This window comes from Pseudomonas umsongensis, assembly GCF_012647205.1.
Classification (GTDB): domain Bacteria; phylum Pseudomonadota; class Gammaproteobacteria; order Pseudomonadales; family Pseudomonadaceae; genus Aquipseudomonas; species Aquipseudomonas umsongensis.
In genome coordinates this window covers 1,867,264-1,883,572 of sequence record NZ_CP051487.1, presented here as the reverse complement: position 1 = coordinate 1,883,572, position 16,309 = coordinate 1,867,264, and the positions used below count along the sequence as shown (strand labels likewise).

The 16,309-nt window shown below is 58.6% G+C and carries 15 protein-coding genes; 6 read left to right on the top strand and 9 right to left on the bottom strand.

Translation table 11 applies throughout. From position 1 onward, the window contains the following. Positions 1–3: 3 nt before the first annotated feature. Entirely contained in the window at positions 4–372 is a 369-nt protein-coding gene (gene sdhD, locus HGP31_RS08585) for a succinate dehydrogenase, hydrophobic membrane anchor protein (protein WP_083348458.1), read from the bottom strand. Then, entirely contained in the window at positions 366–740 is a 375-nt protein-coding gene (gene sdhC, locus HGP31_RS08580) for a succinate dehydrogenase, cytochrome b556 subunit (RefSeq protein ID WP_083348457.1), read from the bottom strand. Before sdhC ends, sdhD begins: the two co-directional genes overlap by 7 nt. Positions 741–1,103: 363 nt before the next feature. On the opposite strand from sdhC, the gene gltA reads away from it, so the two are divergent. Next, positions 1,104–2,393: a citrate synthase gene (gltA, locus tag HGP31_RS08575; RefSeq protein WP_007959044.1), complete on the top strand. Its 1,290-nt coding sequence runs from the start codon at positions 1,104–1,106 to the stop codon at positions 2,391–2,393. A 1,122-nt stretch (positions 2,394–3,515) separates the two neighbouring features. Here the strand turns inward: gltA and HGP31_RS08570 are convergent. The 3 genes from HGP31_RS08570 to HGP31_RS08560 all read right to left on the bottom strand — a co-directional run bounded on the left by HGP31_RS08570 (position 3,516) and on the right by HGP31_RS08560 (position 6,572). Next, positions 3,516–5,174 carry a cation acetate symporter gene (locus HGP31_RS08570; protein WP_033044527.1) on the bottom strand — a complete coding sequence of 553 codons (1,659 nt, stop codon included), beginning with the start codon at positions 5,172–5,174 and terminating at the stop codon, positions 3,516–3,518. Then, positions 5,171–5,482, bottom strand: coding sequence for a DUF485 domain-containing protein (locus tag HGP31_RS08565; protein ID WP_008052644.1), 312 nt, complete (start codon positions 5,480–5,482; stop codon positions 5,171–5,173). The genes HGP31_RS08570 and HGP31_RS08565 overlap by 4 nt, the downstream gene beginning before the upstream one ends. A 238-nt stretch (positions 5,483–5,720) precedes the next feature. Then, positions 5,721–6,572 carry a glycine betaine ABC transporter substrate-binding protein gene (locus HGP31_RS08560; protein WP_008061176.1) on the bottom strand — a complete coding sequence of 284 codons (852 nt, stop codon included), beginning with the start codon at positions 6,570–6,572 and terminating at the stop codon, positions 5,721–5,723. Between the two features lie 288 nt (positions 6,573–6,860). Here HGP31_RS08560 and HGP31_RS08555 point away from each other — a divergent pair, with 288 nt between their 5' ends. After that, the gene (locus tag HGP31_RS08555; RefSeq protein ID WP_168757466.1) at positions 6,861–8,456 is read left to right on the top strand and encodes a glycoside hydrolase family 17 protein; all 1,596 of its coding nucleotides are present in this window, start codon (positions 6,861–6,863) and stop codon (positions 8,454–8,456) included. Positions 8,457–8,577: 121 nt separating this feature from the next. On the opposite strand, the gene HGP31_RS08550 is transcribed toward HGP31_RS08555, so the two are convergent. After that, positions 8,578–8,949 (bottom strand): hypothetical protein, encoded by a 372-nt coding sequence (locus tag HGP31_RS08550; protein WP_020797018.1) that lies wholly within the window; start codon positions 8,947–8,949, stop codon positions 8,578–8,580. Positions 8,950–9,172: 223 nt separating this feature from the next. On the opposite strand from HGP31_RS08550, the gene HGP31_RS08545 reads away from it, so the two are divergent. Both HGP31_RS08545 and HGP31_RS08540 read left to right on the top strand, forming a co-directional pair. Next, positions 9,173–10,471 carry a hypothetical protein gene (locus HGP31_RS08545; protein WP_020797017.1) on the top strand — a complete coding sequence of 433 codons (1,299 nt, stop codon included), beginning with the start codon at positions 9,173–9,175 and terminating at the stop codon, positions 10,469–10,471. Beyond that, positions 10,464–11,252, top strand: a complete 789-nt coding sequence (locus tag HGP31_RS08540) for an MlaA family lipoprotein (RefSeq protein ID WP_020797016.1) — start codon at positions 10,464–10,466, stop codon at positions 11,250–11,252. The genes HGP31_RS08545 and HGP31_RS08540 overlap by 8 nt, the downstream gene beginning before the upstream one ends. A gap of 107 nt (positions 11,253–11,359) precedes the next feature. Here HGP31_RS08540 and HGP31_RS08535 read toward each other — a convergent pair whose 3' ends face one another. Next, a complete protein-coding gene (locus HGP31_RS08535) occupies positions 11,360–12,274 on the bottom strand; it encodes a DUF808 domain-containing protein (protein ID WP_020797015.1) in 915 nt (304 codons plus the stop codon). 134 nt (positions 12,275–12,408) lie between these two features. Here HGP31_RS08535 and HGP31_RS08530 point away from each other — a divergent pair, with 134 nt between their 5' ends. Continuing rightward, on the top strand, positions 12,409–13,014 hold the full coding sequence (locus tag HGP31_RS08530; protein ID WP_033043606.1) for a TetR/AcrR family transcriptional regulator: 606 nt from the start codon (positions 12,409–12,411) through the stop codon (positions 13,012–13,014). 104 nt (positions 13,015–13,118) lie between these two features. On the opposite strand, the gene HGP31_RS08525 is transcribed toward HGP31_RS08530, so the two are convergent. Then, a complete protein-coding gene (locus HGP31_RS08525) occupies positions 13,119–13,577 on the bottom strand; it encodes an REP-associated tyrosine transposase (RefSeq protein WP_168757465.1) in 459 nt (152 codons plus the stop codon). A 181-nt stretch (positions 13,578–13,758) separates the two neighbouring features. Then, entirely contained in the window at positions 13,759–14,199 is a 441-nt protein-coding gene (locus tag HGP31_RS08520) for a GlcG/HbpS family heme-binding protein (protein WP_020797011.1), read from the bottom strand. 268 nt (positions 14,200–14,467) lie between these two features. Here HGP31_RS08520 and gcl point away from each other — a divergent pair, with 268 nt between their 5' ends. Then, a complete protein-coding gene (gcl, locus tag HGP31_RS08515; protein ID WP_020797010.1) occupies positions 14,468–16,243 on the top strand; it encodes a glyoxylate carboligase in 1,776 nt (591 codons plus the stop codon). Positions 16,244–16,309: the final 66 nt, after the last annotated feature.

The following is a 16,309-nucleotide window of genomic DNA, read 5'->3' as shown; positions in this document are numbered from 1 at the left end:
GAATCAGATACCCCAGAGAATCTGCACACCCCAGACGAAGTAAGCGAACATCGCAACGCCGCATACTGCCTGGAAAAGGAAACGTACTGCAGTTGCGGACTTGCCCAGCGCCATCGGCGTCAGGTAGTCGGTCGCGATGGTCCACATGCCAACCCAGGCGTGAGCGCCGAGGGCAACAAGGGCCAGCAGACTGAAGATACGCATCCCGTTGTGAGCGAACAGGCCATGCCATTGGTCAAAGCCAATGCCCGGATTCGCTGCGAGGTATCCGATCAGGAAGATGAAATAAGCCGCGAGAACAACCGCAGACACACGTTGTGCCATCCAGTCATAGAGGCCCGAACGCGACAGGTTCGTTACGCTGGTTACCATATCCAAACTCCCGCCAGAATGATCAGCACCGCAGATACGGCGATAATGATTTTCGAGCCCAGCGTGCCGCCTTCCAGCGTCTCACCGATGCCCATGTCCATAATCATGTGGCGCACACCGGCTACCAGGTGATACAGGAGAGCGGATAGGAGGCCCCATGCTACGAACTTGGCCAGAGGGCTGGTCAAGGTTGCCTTCACGTCGGCAAAGCCTTCCTCCGAACCCAGGGATTTGCCCAATGCATAAAGCATGAAGCCCAGGCCCAGGAAGAGGATGATGCCGGAAACACGGTGAAGAAACGACGTAACGCCGGTGATGGGGAGCTTGATGGTCCTTAGGTCTAGGTTTACAGGTCGTTGGCTTTTCACGGCTTTTTTTTCACACTGAAGAGCCCCTAACAATCAGGGCAAAGTTGTTGGGGAGTGCACTGGTCAGGTAATCACCACCCAGGGAGGCGACCCCCAATAACGCAAGCCCAAAAGCCCTTGGCGGTCGGTGGCCGAGTATAGACAGTTAGGCTACTAATGACAACGGACATACCTTCCCAAAACGGCGCATTGCGCAACACGTATAAAAGGCGTAAATGGCGGTCAATTTCGATAAAAAAGTAGGGTTAAAGCCTTCTGGAGCAAGACTTTAGGCAAATTGACATTCAAATTTATCTCACTATAGTGGTGCGGGCCCTGCGTGGGGGGTCTGTCTGATGATTTCAAGCATAAATAGGAGGCCACATGGCTGACAAAAAAGCGCAGTTGATCATCGAGGGCGCAGCCCCCGTCGAGCTGCCCATTTTAACCGGCACCGTTGGTCCCGATGTTATCGATGTTCGGGGCCTGACGGCCACGGGCCGCTTCACTTTCGACCCTGGTTTCATGTCGACCGCTTCCTGCGAGTCGAAGATCACCTATATCGACGGCGACAACGGCATCCTGCTGCACCGCGGCTACCCGATCGAACAACTGGCTGAAAAGTCGGACTACCTGGAAACCTGCTACCTGCTGCTCAACGGCGAACTGCCGACCGCAGAGCAGAAGGCCCAGTTCGTCGGCACCGTGAAGAACCACACCATGGTTCACGAGCAGCTGAAGACCTTCTTCAACGGCTTCCGCCGTGACGCCCACCCGATGGCCGTCATGTGTGGTGTAGTCGGCGCCCTCTCGGCCTTCTACCACGACTCCCTGGACATCAATAACCCGCAGCATCGCGAAATCTCCGCGATCCGCCTGGTTGCCAAGATGCCAACCCTGGCCGCGATGGTTTACAAGTACTCCATGGGCCAACCCATGATGTACCCGCGCAACGACCTGTCGTACGCGGAAAACTTCCTGCACATGATGTTCAACACCCCGTGCGAGATCAAACCGATCAGCCCGGTACTCGCCAAGGCCATGGACCGGATCTTCATCCTCCATGCCGACCACGAGCAGAACGCGTCGACTTCCACCGTGCGCCTGGCGGGCTCCTCGGGTGCCAACCCGTTCGCCTGTATCGCTGCCGGCATCGCCGCACTGTGGGGCCCTGCCCACGGCGGTGCGAACGAAGCCGTATTGACCATGCTCGATGAAATCGGCGATGTCTCGAACATCGACAAGTTCATCGCCAAGGCCAAGGACAAGAACGATCCGTTCAAGCTGATGGGCTTCGGTCACCGCGTTTACAAAAACCGCGACCCTCGCGCCACTGTGATGAAGCAGACCTGCGACGAAGTACTGAAGGAACTGGGCATCCAGAACGATCCGCAGCTCGAACTGGCCATGCGCCTGGAAGAGATCGCCCTGACCGACCCGTACTTCATCGAACGCTCGCTGTACCCGAACGTCGACTTCTACTCGGGGATCATCCTCAAGGCGATCGGCATTCCAACCAGCATGTTCACCGTGATCTTCGCCTTGGCGCGGACCGTGGGCTGGATCTCCCACTGGAAAGAAATGCTCTCCAGCCCGTACAAGATCGGCCGTCCGCGCCAGCTGTACACCGGCTACGAGTCGCGTGACATCACCAAGCTGGAAGACCGCAAGTAAGATTTGTCTTGCTGTAGCGTGTTGAGTTGTACCGGGAACGGCCTCTATATATAGGGGCCGTTTTTGTTTGGCGATGGTGGCTGTTTGGGATTGGGATTGGGATTGGGGTTGGGATTGGGTACATATCCATTCCTGCGGTCACGGCCACTTAGGGTTTCGCCCTTACGGCGAGTCACTTGGAAGAGCCCCAAGTAACCAAGGGCTCTTGCCCCTGACGTTCGGTGCCTCGCCAAGGCTCGGCATGCCCTCGCTCCGGTCCTGCTCCGTGGGCCCGCCGCGATGGGCCATCCATGGCCCAGCGCGGCTAAACCGGCATCCATGCCGGTTTACCCACTGCGCAGAACCTCCACTCGGCCTCTCGATGTGGCAAGAAAATCAAAAGCCAGATCAAGATCAAACGCAAAAGCGAGGCGGCCTGACAGCCGACCTGATTGCAGGTCTGACCACATTCCCCTGTGGGAGCTAGCCTGCTCGCGATGAACATCCAGGCAACGCATTCATCCAGACAGGGTGCGTTATCGTTGACGTCCATCGCCAGCAGGCTGGCTCCCACAGGGAATTGGGGGTATCTGCAAAAATCACGTCGGCCGCAGGCCGCCATCACGGGCAACCCTTTCCCCTACAAAAACACTTTGGCGCACACCCGCCCCTCACCACTCATCAGGCCGAGCGTTAGCTCGCCTTCAGCTTTTGATCTTGATCTACCCGCCCTATATCGGGAGGCTGAGTGGAGGTGTTCATCCGGGGATTGGCGCGCAGCGCCGTTCGACGCAGTCGAACACATCGCATGGAGGTGCCAGCGAAGCCAACCGGAGGGCGATGCCCCCGGATGAATGCCGGAGCGAAGGAACGCCGAGCCCTAGCGAGGGGCCGGACGCTGGGGCGAGCCTTTTTTTGCTTACTTTTTTTTGGCGTTTGAAAAAAAGTGAGTCGCCGTAAGGGCGAAACCATAAGTCGCCGTTACCGCAGGAATGGATATGTACCCGGTTAACAAAAGATAGGTCGGCTGTAAGGCCGCCTTCGCAGACAAATCTCACGTCTAAAATGTCCGATAACCGCCCAAAAAAAATGCCCCAATCTCTCAATCGGGGCATTTCTATTTAAGCCAACAAACTTGAAGCCTTAGTGCGAAACCGCCCCGCTCGCCCCCAAACCAGTCTGCGAACGAACGAACTGCGGGAAGAACAGCGCCCGCTCGTTGTCAGCCGCCGTCGACTTGTCGGTAATCGAGAAGAACCAAATCCCGATAAAGGCAATGATCATCGAGAACAGTGCAGGGTACTCATACGGGAAGATCGCCTTCTCGTGATGCAGGATCTGCACCCAGATGGTCGGGCCAAGCACCATCAAGCCCACAGCGCTCACCAGGCCCATCCAGCCACCAATCATCGCGCCGCGAGTGGTCAGCTTTTTCCAGTACATGGAAAGCAGCAGCACCGGGAAGTTGCAGCTCGCCGCGATAGAGAATGCCAGGCCGACCATGAACGCGATGTTCTGGCTTTCGAAAAGGATGCCGAGGCCGATCGCCAGCACCGCCAGGGCGATGGTGGTGATTTTCGACACGCGGATCTCGTCCTTCTCGTTGGCCTTGCCCTTCTTGATCACGCTGGCGTACAGGTCATGGGACACCGCCGAGGCACCGGCGAGGGTCAGGCCGGCCACCACTGCCAGGATGGTTGCGAACGCTACCGCCGAGATGAAGCCCAGGAAGATACTGCCACCGACCGCATTGGCCAGGTGCACCGCCGCCATGTTGTTACCGCCCAACAGCGCGCCAGCCGCATCCTTGAAGGCCGGGTTGGTGCTGACCAGCAGGATCGCGCCGAAGCCGATGATGAAGGTCAGGATATAGAAGTAGCCGATGAAGCCGGTGGCGTACAACACGCTCTTGCGCGCTTCTTTTGCGTCACTCACGGTGAAGAAGCGCATCAGGATGTGCGGCAGGCCAGCGGTACCGAACATCAGCGCCAACCCCAGGGAGAATGCCGAGATCGGATCTTTCACCAGGCCGCCCGGGCTCATGATCGCTTCACCTTTAGGGTGAACCTTGATCGCCTCGGAGAACAACATGTTGAAGTCGAAGTTGACGTGCTTCATCACCATCAGCGCCATGAAGGAAGCGCCGGACAGCAGCAACACAGCCTTGATGATCTGCACCCAGGTGGTCGCCAGCATGCCGCCGAACAGCACGTACATGCACATCAGGATACCGACCAGGATCACCGCAACGTGGTAGTCGAGACCGAACAGCAGCTGGATCAGCTTGCCGGCACCGACCATTTGCGCGATCAGGTAGAACGCCACCACGACCAGTGAACCGCAAGCGGACAGCGAGCGGATCTGGGTTTGCCCCAGGCGATAGGACGCCACGTCGGCAAAGGTGTATTTGCCCAGGTTGCGCAGGCGCTCGGCGATCAGGAACAGAATGATCGGCCAGCCCACCAGGAAGCCGATCGAGTAGATCAGGCCATCGTAGCCGGAGGTAAACACCAGCGCGGAAATACCCAGGAAGGACGCCGCCGACATGTAGTCACCGGCAATCGCCAGGCCGTTCTGGAAGCCGGTGATCTTGCCGCCCGCCGCGTAGTAATCGGAGGCCGACTTGTTTTTCTTGGACGCCCAGTAGGTGATGCACAGGGTCGCGCCAACGAATGCGACGAACATCAGAATCGCCGACACGTTAAGCGGTTGTTTCTGCACGGCGCCGGTCAGGGCGTCAGCCGCCCAGGCGCCCGGTGCGAAGGCTGCGATGCTCAAGAGAGCCATTAGACGCCGGATCATTGCTGAGCCTCCTTGAGAATCGCATTGTTCAAGTCGTCGAATTCGCCATTGGCGCGTCGTACGTAGATCCCGGTCAGGATGAAGGCTGAAACAATCAGCCCGACACCTATCGGTATGCCCCAGGTAATCGATGACTCAGGGCTGATTTTCGCCCCCAGCACCTGCGGCCCGTAAGCAATCAAAAGGATGAATCCGGAGTAAAGCCCTAGCATGATCGCCGAAAGAATCCAGGCGAATCGTTCCCTCTTGCTAACCAGCTCCTTGAATCGCGGGCTGTTTTGAATCGAGAGGTAAATGCTGTCGTTCATTGTTTTTATCCTCGCAGCACAGATTTAGTTGGAACGGTATCCACTCTATGCGGCTGCGGGGCAGGTTCCAGACGACCTTAGTCTTAGAACCACGTGACGTATTCGCCAAAGTCCAGCAAGAATAAATAAATGTGGGAGCGAGCCTGCTCGCGAAAGCGTCAGATCAGTCGACATCTCGGTCAACTGACAGAACGCATCGCGAGCAGGCTCGCTCCCACAGGGTACGGCGGTGCAGCTATTACTTGATCCAGTCAGCCACGCGCTCCGGGTGCTTGGCTACCCAATCCTTGGCCGCTGCTTCAGGCTTGGCACCCTCCTGGATCGCCAGCATGACTTCGCCGATTTCATCCTTCGAAGCCCACTGGAAGTTCTTCAGGAACTTGGCCACTTCCGGTGCCTTGGTCGCCAGCTCTTTGCTGCCGATGCTGTTCACGGTTTCAGCCGCGCCGTACACGCCTTTCGGGTCTTCCAGGAAACGCAGTTTCCACTTGGCGAACATCCAGTGTGGCACCCAGCCGGTCACAGCGATGGATTCGTTTTTCTTCTCCGCACGGGTCAGCTCGGCAATCATGCCGGCGCCGGAACTGGCCTTGAGTTGATAACCGGTCAGGTCGTAGTCCTTGATCGCCTGCTCGGTCTTGAGCATCACGCCTGAACCGGCGTCGATGCCAACGATGCGTTTTTTGAAGCTGTCATCGGTCTTCAGGTCTTCAAGCGACTTGGCCTTGACGTACTCCGGTACGATCAAGCCGATCTTGGCGTCCTTGAAGTTCGGACCGTAGTCGACGACCTGGTCCTTGTTCTTGGCCCAGTAATCGCCGTGGGTCACTGGCAGCCAGGCCGACAGCATGGCGTCGAGTTTGCCGGTGGCCACGCCCTGCCACATGATCCCGGTGGCGACGGCTTGCAGCTTCACGTCGTAATTCAGCTTCTGCTTGATCACCTCAGCGGCCACGTGAGTGGTAGCAACGCTGTCGGACCAGCCGTCAACGTAGCCGATGCTCAGGGTCTTGTTCTCGGCATTGGCGAATGTGGAGCCCATCGCAAGCACCAGAGCGGCACCTGCGCCTAAAAGTCGTCGCATCTTCATCGTTACTTCCCCGAAAGTGCTGCGCTCGACGGATGCCGAGTCGCGTCAACGTATAGTTATAGTGCACAGCGCCCCCATCACGCCCCACCGCAAACTCGTTCGATCATCAGTGGAGTACTGACAGTTGCGATCATCAACCTGACGCTATCAGCGACCTGCTCTGCCAGCGACCTCAAGGCAGCGAGAAACGACATCAGAACGCCATTAATCCCGCGCCAGACAACCGTTCCGGGCAATCCGCCCGAACTTTGCATGTCAAAATCATGCAGGCCACCAAGCGGGAGATAAATGCAGGTAACATGCGCCGCTTTGCTCCCACACGGCCTGACCATGTCCGCGACATCCCGTTTTCCTTTTTTTGCGTATTTATTTGCTTGCCTGCTGGGGCTGTTTGCTCTCTGCGGCTTCTGGTATGGCCTGGGCAAACCGGTGATCCTGCCGGACGTCGCCAGTGCCTCGCACAAGCTGCAATGCGCTTCCTACACTCCTTTCGACAAGGACCAGTCGCCGTTCGACGTGCCATTCAACCTGCGTCCCGAGCGCATGGATGCGGACCTCGCGCTGCTGGCAACTCGCTTCGAATGCATACGCACGTACTCGATGACGGGGCTCGAGGCGCTACCCGATCTGGCGCGCAAGCATGGGTTGAAAATGATGATCGGCGCCTGGGTCAACAGCAGCCCGGTGGACACCGCCAAGGAAGTAGAGCTGCTGATCGCCGAAGCCAATGCCAACCCGGACGTGGTGACGGCGGTCATCGTCGGCAACGAGGCACTGCTGCGCAAGGAAGTCACCAGCACACAGCTTGTGAAACTGATTGAGCGGGTCAAAAGCCAGGTCAAACAGCCCGTCACCTATGCGGACGTCTGGGAGTTCTGGCAAAAGCACCCGGAAATCGCTCCGGCGGTGGACTTCGTGACCATCCATTTGCTGCCGTACTGGGCTGATTACCCTTGGGACGTCGAGGTCTCGCTGTCGCAACTCGCCATGATTCGCGAATCGTTCGCCAGCATGTTTGCCCCCAAGGATGTGTTCATAGGCGAGACCGGCTGGCCGAGTGAAGGCCGTCAACGCAGGATTGCCCTGCCAAGCCGGGTCGACGAAGCCAGGTTCATTCGTGGTTTTGTCGCCATGGCCGAGCAACATGGTTGGCACTACAACCTCATCGAAGCCTTCGACCAGCCGTGGAAACGTGCCAGCGAGGGCGCAGTCGGCGGTTACTGGGGACTGTTCGATGCGGATCGCCAGGACAAGGGCGTGCTCGCAGGACCGGTGACCAATGTGCCGTACTGGTCGCAGTGGCTGGTGGTGGGTGGGTTCATCTTCCTGGGCACACTGCTTCTCGGTGGACGCGTGCGCAGCACTCGCGCTGCACTGGTCCTGCCACTGCTGGGGGCGCTGGCTGCTTGCTCGATTGGCGCCTGGGGCGACCTGGCACGGATCACCACGCGTTTTGCCAGTGAGTGGCTATGGGTTGCTTTGCTGACCGCGTTGAATGTGCTGGTGCTGGCCCATGCCGCGCTAACCTTGAGTCCCCGCACCGGTTGGCGCGGATGGGCATTCAATGCGCTGGAACGTCGGGCTGGCTGGATACTGGCAGTGGCAGGATTTGCCGTGGCGGTAACGATGCTTGAACTGGTATTTGATCCGCGCTATCGCAGTTTCCCCAGCGTTGCGTTCATCGTGCCGGCACTGGTTTATCTTTGCCGCCCGGTCAGTGTGCCGCGTCGGGAGATCGCCCTGTTGACCTTCATCATTGGCGCCGGTATTGCACCTCAGCTTTATCAGGAAGGTTTGCACAACCAGCAGGCCTGGGGTTGGGCGCTGGTGAGTGGATTGATGGTGGCGGCGTTGTGGCGCAGCTTGCGGGTTCGCAAGGGCTGATTTGGCGCTGCATCCGGCCTCTTCGCGAGCAGGCTCGCTCCCACATTGTGATCATCGCAGTACACAAAATCTGTGTTCATTGAAAATCTACTGTGGGAGCGAGCCTGCTCGCGAAAGCTCACTATCGCGTGCTACGGGAGGCCCTGACCAACCGCAACCCCGCAATCACCACCGCAAACACCGCCATCGTCGTGTTGTACAACGCCAATGCGGGAAACCCGAACACCAGCGCCAGCACCGCCAACCACCACCCTGCCCGCCCTGGCAGCACAAAGCCGATCACGGCGGCAGCCAACGCGCCCCAGCCCAATACCTGGAAGTGAATCATCAGCCCCAGGTTCGAACGCACCTGGCATTCCCAACGGCTTGCCTCATCCACGCAAATACCGACCCACTGCGCATCTTCCATGAAGCCGTAGCGCGCGCCATAACTGGCGATCAGCCAAAGGGGCAGCAGGACAAGCAGCACAATCACGGGCAAACGGCGGGACATGGGGCACTCCAATACGCGAAAACGGCGGCCAGCTTAATCCCCCGGCAGCCCGACGCAAGCAATAACAACTGATAACTGGTCATTCAATCACTGCAAAGTGTATCGTCGCGCTACTATTACTCGGAATTAAGGCCTGTTTGGTGCCGATGCGTGGCACTTTGGCGCGGATCCAGTGGTCATAGCCTGCGAACTTCATTCGGCACCTTCTCTAAGGGATCTAGTCATGCTCCGTTCCTTGCGCTTCGCCGCCCTGTTTGGCGGCCTTATTTTGAGTGCGTCCGCACTGGCGGTCGATATCGACGCTGCCAGTTATGGCTACCCCTTGACCAACCCGTTCGAGGCAACGATTGCCACGACGCCGCCGGATTTGCGCCCCGAGCTGCCGCTGGACGACGACATCGATCAGGCGGATCGCAGCGTCACCTTGCGCCCGGAACGCGCATTCGAACTGCCTGACAACTTCTGGCCAGTGAAGAAGCTCACCTATCGCATTGCCACCCAGGATAAAGCCGCGCCGTTGATTTTCCTGATCGCCGGCACGGGCGCGCGCTATGACAGCAGCCTTAACGAATACCTGAAAAAGCTCTATTACAAGGCCGGGTACCACGTGGTGCAATTGTCGTCGCCCACCAGCTTCGACTTCATGAGCGCCGCCTCACGCTTTGCCACGCCCGGTATCACCAAGGACGACGCCGAAGACATGTATCGCGTGATGCAAGCGGTGCGAGCGCAAAACCCTAAACTGCCGGTCACCGATTACTACCTGACCGGCTACAGCCTGGGCGCGCTGGATGCGGCATTCGTTGCGCACCTGGACGAAACCCGCCGCAGCTTCAACTTCAAGAAAGTGCTTCTGCTTAATCCTCCGGTCAATCTCTACACCTCGATCACCAACCTGGACCGGCTGGTCCAGACCGAGGTCAAGGGCATCACCAACACCACAACGTTCTATGAGCTGGTGCTGAACAAACTGACCCGTTACTTCCAGCAGAAGGGCTACATCGATCTCAACGACGCGCTGCTCTACGACTTCCAGCAGTCCAAGCAGCACCTGAGCAACGAACAGATGGCCATGCTCATCGGTACCTCGTTCCGCTTTTCAGCCGCCGATATCGCCTTTACGTCGGACCTGATCAACCGTCGTGGCCTGATCACTCCACCCAAGACGCCCATCACCGAAGGCACCAGCCTCTCGCCGTACTTCAAGCGAGCACTGCAGTGCGACTTCGACTGCTACATCACCGAACAGGTCATCCCGATGTGGCGCGCCCGCACCGACGGCGGCAGCCTGCTGCAATTGATCGACCAGGTGAGCTTGTATGCACTGAAGGACTACCTGCATGACAGCCCGAAAATCGCCGTGATGCACAATGCCGACGACGTGATTCTCGGCCCTGGAGACCTGGGTTTCCTGCGCAAGACATTTGGCGATCGCCTGACCGTTTACCCGCTGGGAGGCCATTGCGGCAACCTTAACTATCGCGTCAACAGCGACGCCATGCTGGAGTTCTTCCGTGGCTAAATACCTCCTGCTTATCGCCGCGTTACTCAGTGCAGGCATTGCCCATGCAGATAACAGCAAAGCTAACGCCCCTGTCGTCATCGACAGCGACGGCTTCAAGGAACCCCTGAGCAAACTCAAGTTCAACCCGGGCCTGGACCAGCGCGAATTCGAACGCTCGACACTCGGCGCCCTGAATGTCTACGACCCGCTGGAGCAGTGGAACCGCCGTGTCTACCACTTCAACTACCGGTTCGATCAGTGGGTGTTCCTGCCAGTGGTCGACGGCTATCGCTATATCACGCCGAGCTTCTTGCGCACTGGCGTCAGCAATTTCTTCAACAACCTCGGCGACGTACCGAACCTGCTGAACAGCCTGTTGCAGTTCAAGGGCCAGCGTTCGATGGAGATCACCGGTCGACTGCTGCTCAACACCACCATCGGCATCGCCGGCTTGTGGGACCCGGCCACCTCCATGGGCCTGCCGCGCCAGAACGAAGACTTCGGCCAGACCCTGGGCTTCTATGGTGTACCGGGCGGCGCCTATTTCGTACTGCCGATCCTGGGACCGTCCAATCTGCGTGACACGGGCGGGCTGGCAGTCGACTTCAGCGCCGAGAATGCAATCAACTTCCTCAATGTGTCCGAGGTCAGCTCCACCCATCCAGAAGTCTGGATCCTGCGCGGCATCGACAAACGCAACCAGACCAGCTTCCGTTATGGCCAACTGAACTCGCCGTTCGAGTATGAGAAGGTGCGCTACGTGTACACCGAGTCGCGCAAGTTGCAGATCGCCGAGTAATACCATCGGCCACAAACACCCTGTAGGAGCTGGCGTGCCAGCGATAGCGCTCGAAAGGTCTACACAAGACTCAAGGGCCAATCGCCAGCAAGCCGGCTCCTACGGGTTTAACCTTTGACTGCTCGCCAGATTTTGCTGACGGCCAGAACCCCCACCAACACCACCGCCCCCGCCACAATCCCCGCCACCCCATTGAGCAGCGTCGGTACGATAAACCCGGCACCGCCCGCCCCCGCACTGACACTTTCGATCCAGTGATGCACCACCGGAACACCGTGGGTGAGGATGCCGCCACCGACCAGGAACATGGCCGCCGTACCGATCACCGACAGGCTTTTCATCATGTACGGCGCCGCGCGCAGGATGCCGTTGCCGATGCTTTTGGCCATCTGCCCAGGCTTCTGGGTCAGCCACAGGCCCAGGTCATCGAGCTTGACGATGCCGGCCACCAGCCCGTAGACGCCGATAGTCATGACGATGGCGATGCCCGAGAGCACGACGACTTGTTGGGTCAGCGCCGAGTCGGCCACGACGCCGAGGGTGATGGCGATGATTTCCGCCGAAAGGATGAAGTCGGTGCGGATCGCGCCCTTGATCTTGTCCTTTTCGAACGCCACCAGATCGACCGCCGGGTCCGCCACTGCCTCGACCAGTTCGGCATGTTCGGCCTGGTCTTCAGCCTTGCTGTGGAGGAATTTATGGGCGAGCTTTTCGAACCCCTCGAAACACAGGTAAGCGCCACCCAACATCAGTAATGGCGTGACCAGCCATGGGATGAACGCGCTGATGGCCAGTGCCGATGGCACCAGGATCAGCTTGTTGATAAATGAGCCCTTGGCGACCGCCCAGACCACCGGGATTTCCCGATCGGCCCGCACGCCGCTGACCTGCTGGGCATTGAGCGCCAGATCATCGCCCAGCACCCCGGCGGTCTTCTTGGCGGCCATTTTGGTCATCAACGCCACATCGTCCAGTACGGCTGCGATGTCGTCGATCAGCACGAGCAAACTGCTTCCTGCCATGAATCGGCTTTCCTTCTTGAATGAATGCCGTGCAGCATAGCGCGGCCTGACGCCGCACGGAGCATTCTTGAGCCTCGCCGAAGGCCGGTGCTACCATGCGCCACCGCCAGTACAGGCAAGGAACCCCCTGGTTTATGAGCACCATCCGCGAGCGCAACAAACAACTGATCCTGCGTGCCGCCAGCGAAGAATTTGCCGACAAGGGCTTCGCTGCGACCAAAACCAGTGACATCGCAGCCAAGGCGGGATTGCCCAAGCCCAACGTCTACTACTACTTCAAATCCAAGGAAAACCTCTATCGCGAGGTCCTGGAAAGCATCATCGAACCGATTCTGCAGGCCTCGACACCGTTCAATCCCGACGGTGTGCCCAGTGAAGTGCTGAGCGGCTATATCCGCTCGAAAATCCGCATCTCTCGCGACCTGCCCTTTGCCTCCAAGGTGTTCGCCAGCGAAATCATGCATGGCGCGCCGCACCTGAGTTCCGACCTGGTCGAACAGCTCAACGGCCAGGCCAAGCACAACATCGACTGCATCCAGACCTGGATCGATCGTGGCCAGATTGCGCCAATCGACCCCAATCACCTGATGTTCAGCATCTGGGCCGCGACCCAGACCTACGCCGACTTCGACTGGCAGATCACTGCTATCACCGGCAAGGCCAAGCTGGATGAAGAGGATTATGAAGCGGCTGCGCAGACGATTATCCGGCTGGTGCTCAAGGGGTGTGAGCCGGACTGATATACCGCGGCGCGACCATTCGCGAGCAAGCTCCCACACAGAGGACTCCCCCCAATCCATTGTGGGAGCGAGCCTGCTCGCGAAAAAGGCAACTCGGTTCCAGTTCAAACCCAAATCGCATCCCACAGCGGATAGTCGCCAAGCCGCTCGACTAGCCCTGCCCTTAGCGGGTTGGCCACAATGTACCGAGCCATTTTTACCAAGTCTTCATCACGGCGCAGTGCTCGGTCATGAAAGCCTTTTTGCCACAGACTAATCTGACGACCAGTGCACAGATTGATCGCCTTGGTGCTTAAGGATTTGGTCCTTTGCATCAGCTCACTCAACGACCCCCGCCACAGATCAATTAGCCAGTGAAAATGATCCGGCATGACTACCCATGCTAGAGAGTCCACTAGCCCTGAATTTTGTGCTTGGCGAAAATGATGAACAACCAACCTGCCCAAAGTGAAATCGGCAAAAATCGGTTCTCGATCATGTGTGTTACTAGTGAGGAGATAGATTCGATTGGGCTCGGCATAACGCCCGGTTCTCAAGCGATGCGAAGCAGCTAAATCAGGCATTCCTTTGCCTCTCTCATGATGGAATCATGAAAAGCCTAGCCTTGGAAATGCCATATCGTCTTGCAGACTTTTAGCTTGATGTGTCTGGAAAAATGCCTTCGCGAGCAGGCTCGCTCCCACAGTGGATTTACTGTGCAAGTAAATATCCTGCTCGCGAAAGCGGTCGATCAATCATCAAATATCAAGCAGCCACCCCAGCATCCGCCCTCAACCCCAGCGCCTCGATCGCATTGATCGCACACTGCTCATCAACATCCGACAGATCCCCGCTGATCCCCACCGCCCCCAACACATTCCCATCCTGATCGCGGATCAGCACACCGCCCGGTGCCGGCACCACGCTGCCCTGCCCCAGGCTATTCAATGCCGCGATGAAGGCCGGGCGCTGTTGGGCGTCCAGCGCCAGCAGGCGTGAGCCTTTGCCCAGGGCGATGGCGCCCCAGGCCTTGCCGATGGCGACTTGCGGGCGCAGCAGGCTGGCGCCGTCTTCGCGCTGCAAGGCGACCAGGTGCCCGCCGGCATCCAGTACCGCGATGGCCAGGGGCGCGGCGGAGATTGCCCGTGCGGCGGTGATGGCCTCGTTGACCAGGTTGACTGCGACTTTCAAGGTTAAAGCGCTCATGGTGCCGTCCTCATTTTGTTTTTAGGAAAGCCGGTAGCCTGCTTCGTTGTGCCGCAGGCAGATGCAACAAATAGAACACAATGAATTATTTTTTTGTATACAATAATTCTCGAAAAGCGCCGCATGCGACGAAAAGCCACAGTAGAACGGGCTTCCGACGAATGAAACGAGCGCTTGAGAAAATGGATTGACCTGCGCCGTCCGCCGTGAATACACTCTGCGCAAAGCCACTTGTATACAATTACAAAACGTAAAGAGGCACAAAACCATGAGCAAAATGAGAGCAATCGAAGCCGCCGTTCTGGTGATGCGCCGTGAAGGGGTTGATACCGCTTTTGGCATCCCCGGTGCCGCCATCAACCCGCTGTACTCCGCCCTGCAAAAGGTCGGCGGCATCGATCACGTACTCGCTCGCCACGTTGAAGGCGCCTCGCACATGGCCGAGGGCTACACCCGCACCAAGGCCGGCAACATCGGCGTGTGCATCGGCACTTCGGGACCGGCCGGTACCGACATGGTCACCGGGCTCTACAGCGCCTCGGCCGACTCGATTCCAATCCTCTGCATTACCGGCCAGGCACCCCGCGCCCGTATGCACAAGGAAGATTTCCAGGCTGTCGATATCACCAGCATCGTCAAGCCAGTGACCAAGTGGGCAACCACTGTTCTGGAGCCGGGCCAGGTGCCTTATGCGTTCCAGAAAGCTTTCTATGAAATGCGCTCAGGTCGTCCAGGCCCAGTGCTGATCGACCTGCCGTTCGATGTACAGATGGCCGAAATCGAATTCGACATCGATGCCTACCAGCCACTGCCACTGGCCAAGCCGAGCGCTACCCGCGTTCAGGTGGAAAAAGCCCTGGCGCTGCTGGACCAGGCCGAGCGCCCATTGCTGGTGGCCGGTGGTGGCATCATCAATGCCGACGCCAGCGACCTGCTGGTGGAGTTTGCCGAACTGACCGGCATCCCGGTCATCCCGACCCTGATGGGCTGGGGCACCATCCCGGACGATCACCCGTTGATGGTGGGCATGGTCGGCCTGCAGACTTCGCACCGCTACGGCAACGCGACCCTGCTGAAATCGGACGTGGTACTGGGCATCGGTAACCGTTGGGCCAACCGCCACACCGGTTCGGTCGACGTCTACACCGAAGGCCGCAAGTTCATTCACGTCGACATCGAAGGCACGCAGATCGGCCGCGTTTTCACCCCGGACCTGGGCATCGTCTCCGACGCCGCCTCCGCGCTGACCGTGTTCATCGAAGTCGCTCGCGAGTGGCAAGCTGCCGGCAAGCTGAAAAACCGCAGCGCCTGGCTGCAAGACTGCCAGCAGCGTAAAGCCAGCCTGCAGCGCAAGACCCACTTCGACAACGTTCCGGTCAAGCCGCAACGCGTTTATGAAGAGATGAACCAGGTTTTCGGCAAGGACACCTGCTACGTCAGCACCATCGGTCTGTCGCAGATTGCCGGCGCGCAGTTCCTGCACGTCTACAAGCCGCGCCACTGGATCAACTGCGGTCAGGCAGGCCCACTGGGCTGGACCATTCCTGCTGCGCTGGGCGTGGTCAAGGCTGACCCGAACCGCAAAGTCGTGGCCCTGTCGGGGGACTATGACTTCCAGTTCATGATCGAAGAACTGGCGGTGGGTGCGCAGTTCAAGCTGCCGTACATTCATGTGGTGGTGAACAACTCGTACCTGGGCCTGATCCGTCAGGCGCAGCGCGGGTTCGAGATGGACTACTGCGTGCAGCTGTCCTTCGACAACCTGAACGCTCCGGAACTCAACGGTTATGGCGTCGATCACGTCGCGGTAGCCGAAGGCTTGGGCTGCAAGGCGCTGCGTGTGTTCGAACCGGCTGACATCGCCCCTGCCCTGCGCAAGGCCGAACAGATGATCGAAGAGTTCAAGGTTCCGGTGATCGTCGAGATCATCCTGGAGCGCGTGACCAATATTTCCATGGGCACCGAGATCAACGCCGTCAACGAATTCGAAGACCTGGCGCTGGTTGGCAACGACGCCCCAACGGCGATTTCGTTGCTCGATTGATCGTTCCCCTTGTGGGAGCGATCCTGCTCGCGAAGGCGGCTTCAAATCCAGCAACAATGTTGGCTG

Excerpts from the sequence above, each read along its gene's own strand:
- sdhD (WP_083348458.1), bottom strand. The coding sequence starts at position 372 with ATGGTAACCAGCGTAACGAACCTGTCGCGTTCGGGCCTCTATGACTGG.
- gltA (WP_007959044.1), top strand. The coding sequence starts at position 1,104 with ATGGCTGACAAAAAAGCGCAGTTGATCATCGAGGGCGCAGCCCCCGTC.
- HGP31_RS08570 (WP_033044527.1), bottom strand. The coding sequence starts at position 5,174 with ATGATCCGGCGTCTAATGGCTCTCTTGAGCATCGCAGCCTTCGCACCG.
- HGP31_RS08565 (WP_008052644.1), bottom strand. The coding sequence starts at position 5,482 with ATGAACGACAGCATTTACCTCTCGATTCAAAACAGCCCGCGATTCAAG.
- HGP31_RS08560 (WP_008061176.1), bottom strand. The coding sequence starts at position 6,572 with ATGAAGATGCGACGACTTTTAGGCGCAGGTGCCGCTCTGGTGCTTGCG.
- HGP31_RS08555 (WP_168757466.1), top strand. The coding sequence starts at position 6,861 with ATGCAGGTAACATGCGCCGCTTTGCTCCCACACGGCCTGACCATGTCC.
- HGP31_RS08550 (WP_020797018.1), bottom strand. The coding sequence starts at position 8,949 with ATGTCCCGCCGTTTGCCCGTGATTGTGCTGCTTGTCCTGCTGCCCCTT.
- HGP31_RS08545 (WP_020797017.1), top strand. The coding sequence starts at position 9,173 with ATGCTCCGTTCCTTGCGCTTCGCCGCCCTGTTTGGCGGCCTTATTTTG.
- HGP31_RS08535 (WP_020797015.1), bottom strand. The coding sequence starts at position 12,274 with ATGGCAGGAAGCAGTTTGCTCGTGCTGATCGACGACATCGCAGCCGTA.
- HGP31_RS08530 (WP_033043606.1), top strand. The coding sequence starts at position 12,409 with ATGAGCACCATCCGCGAGCGCAACAAACAACTGATCCTGCGTGCCGCC.
- HGP31_RS08525 (WP_168757465.1), bottom strand. The coding sequence starts at position 13,577 with ATGCCTGATTTAGCTGCTTCGCATCGCTTGAGAACCGGGCGTTATGCC.
- HGP31_RS08520 (WP_020797011.1), bottom strand. The coding sequence starts at position 14,199 with ATGAGCGCTTTAACCTTGAAAGTCGCAGTCAACCTGGTCAACGAGGCC.
- gcl (WP_020797010.1), top strand. The coding sequence starts at position 14,468 with ATGAGCAAAATGAGAGCAATCGAAGCCGCCGTTCTGGTGATGCGCCGT.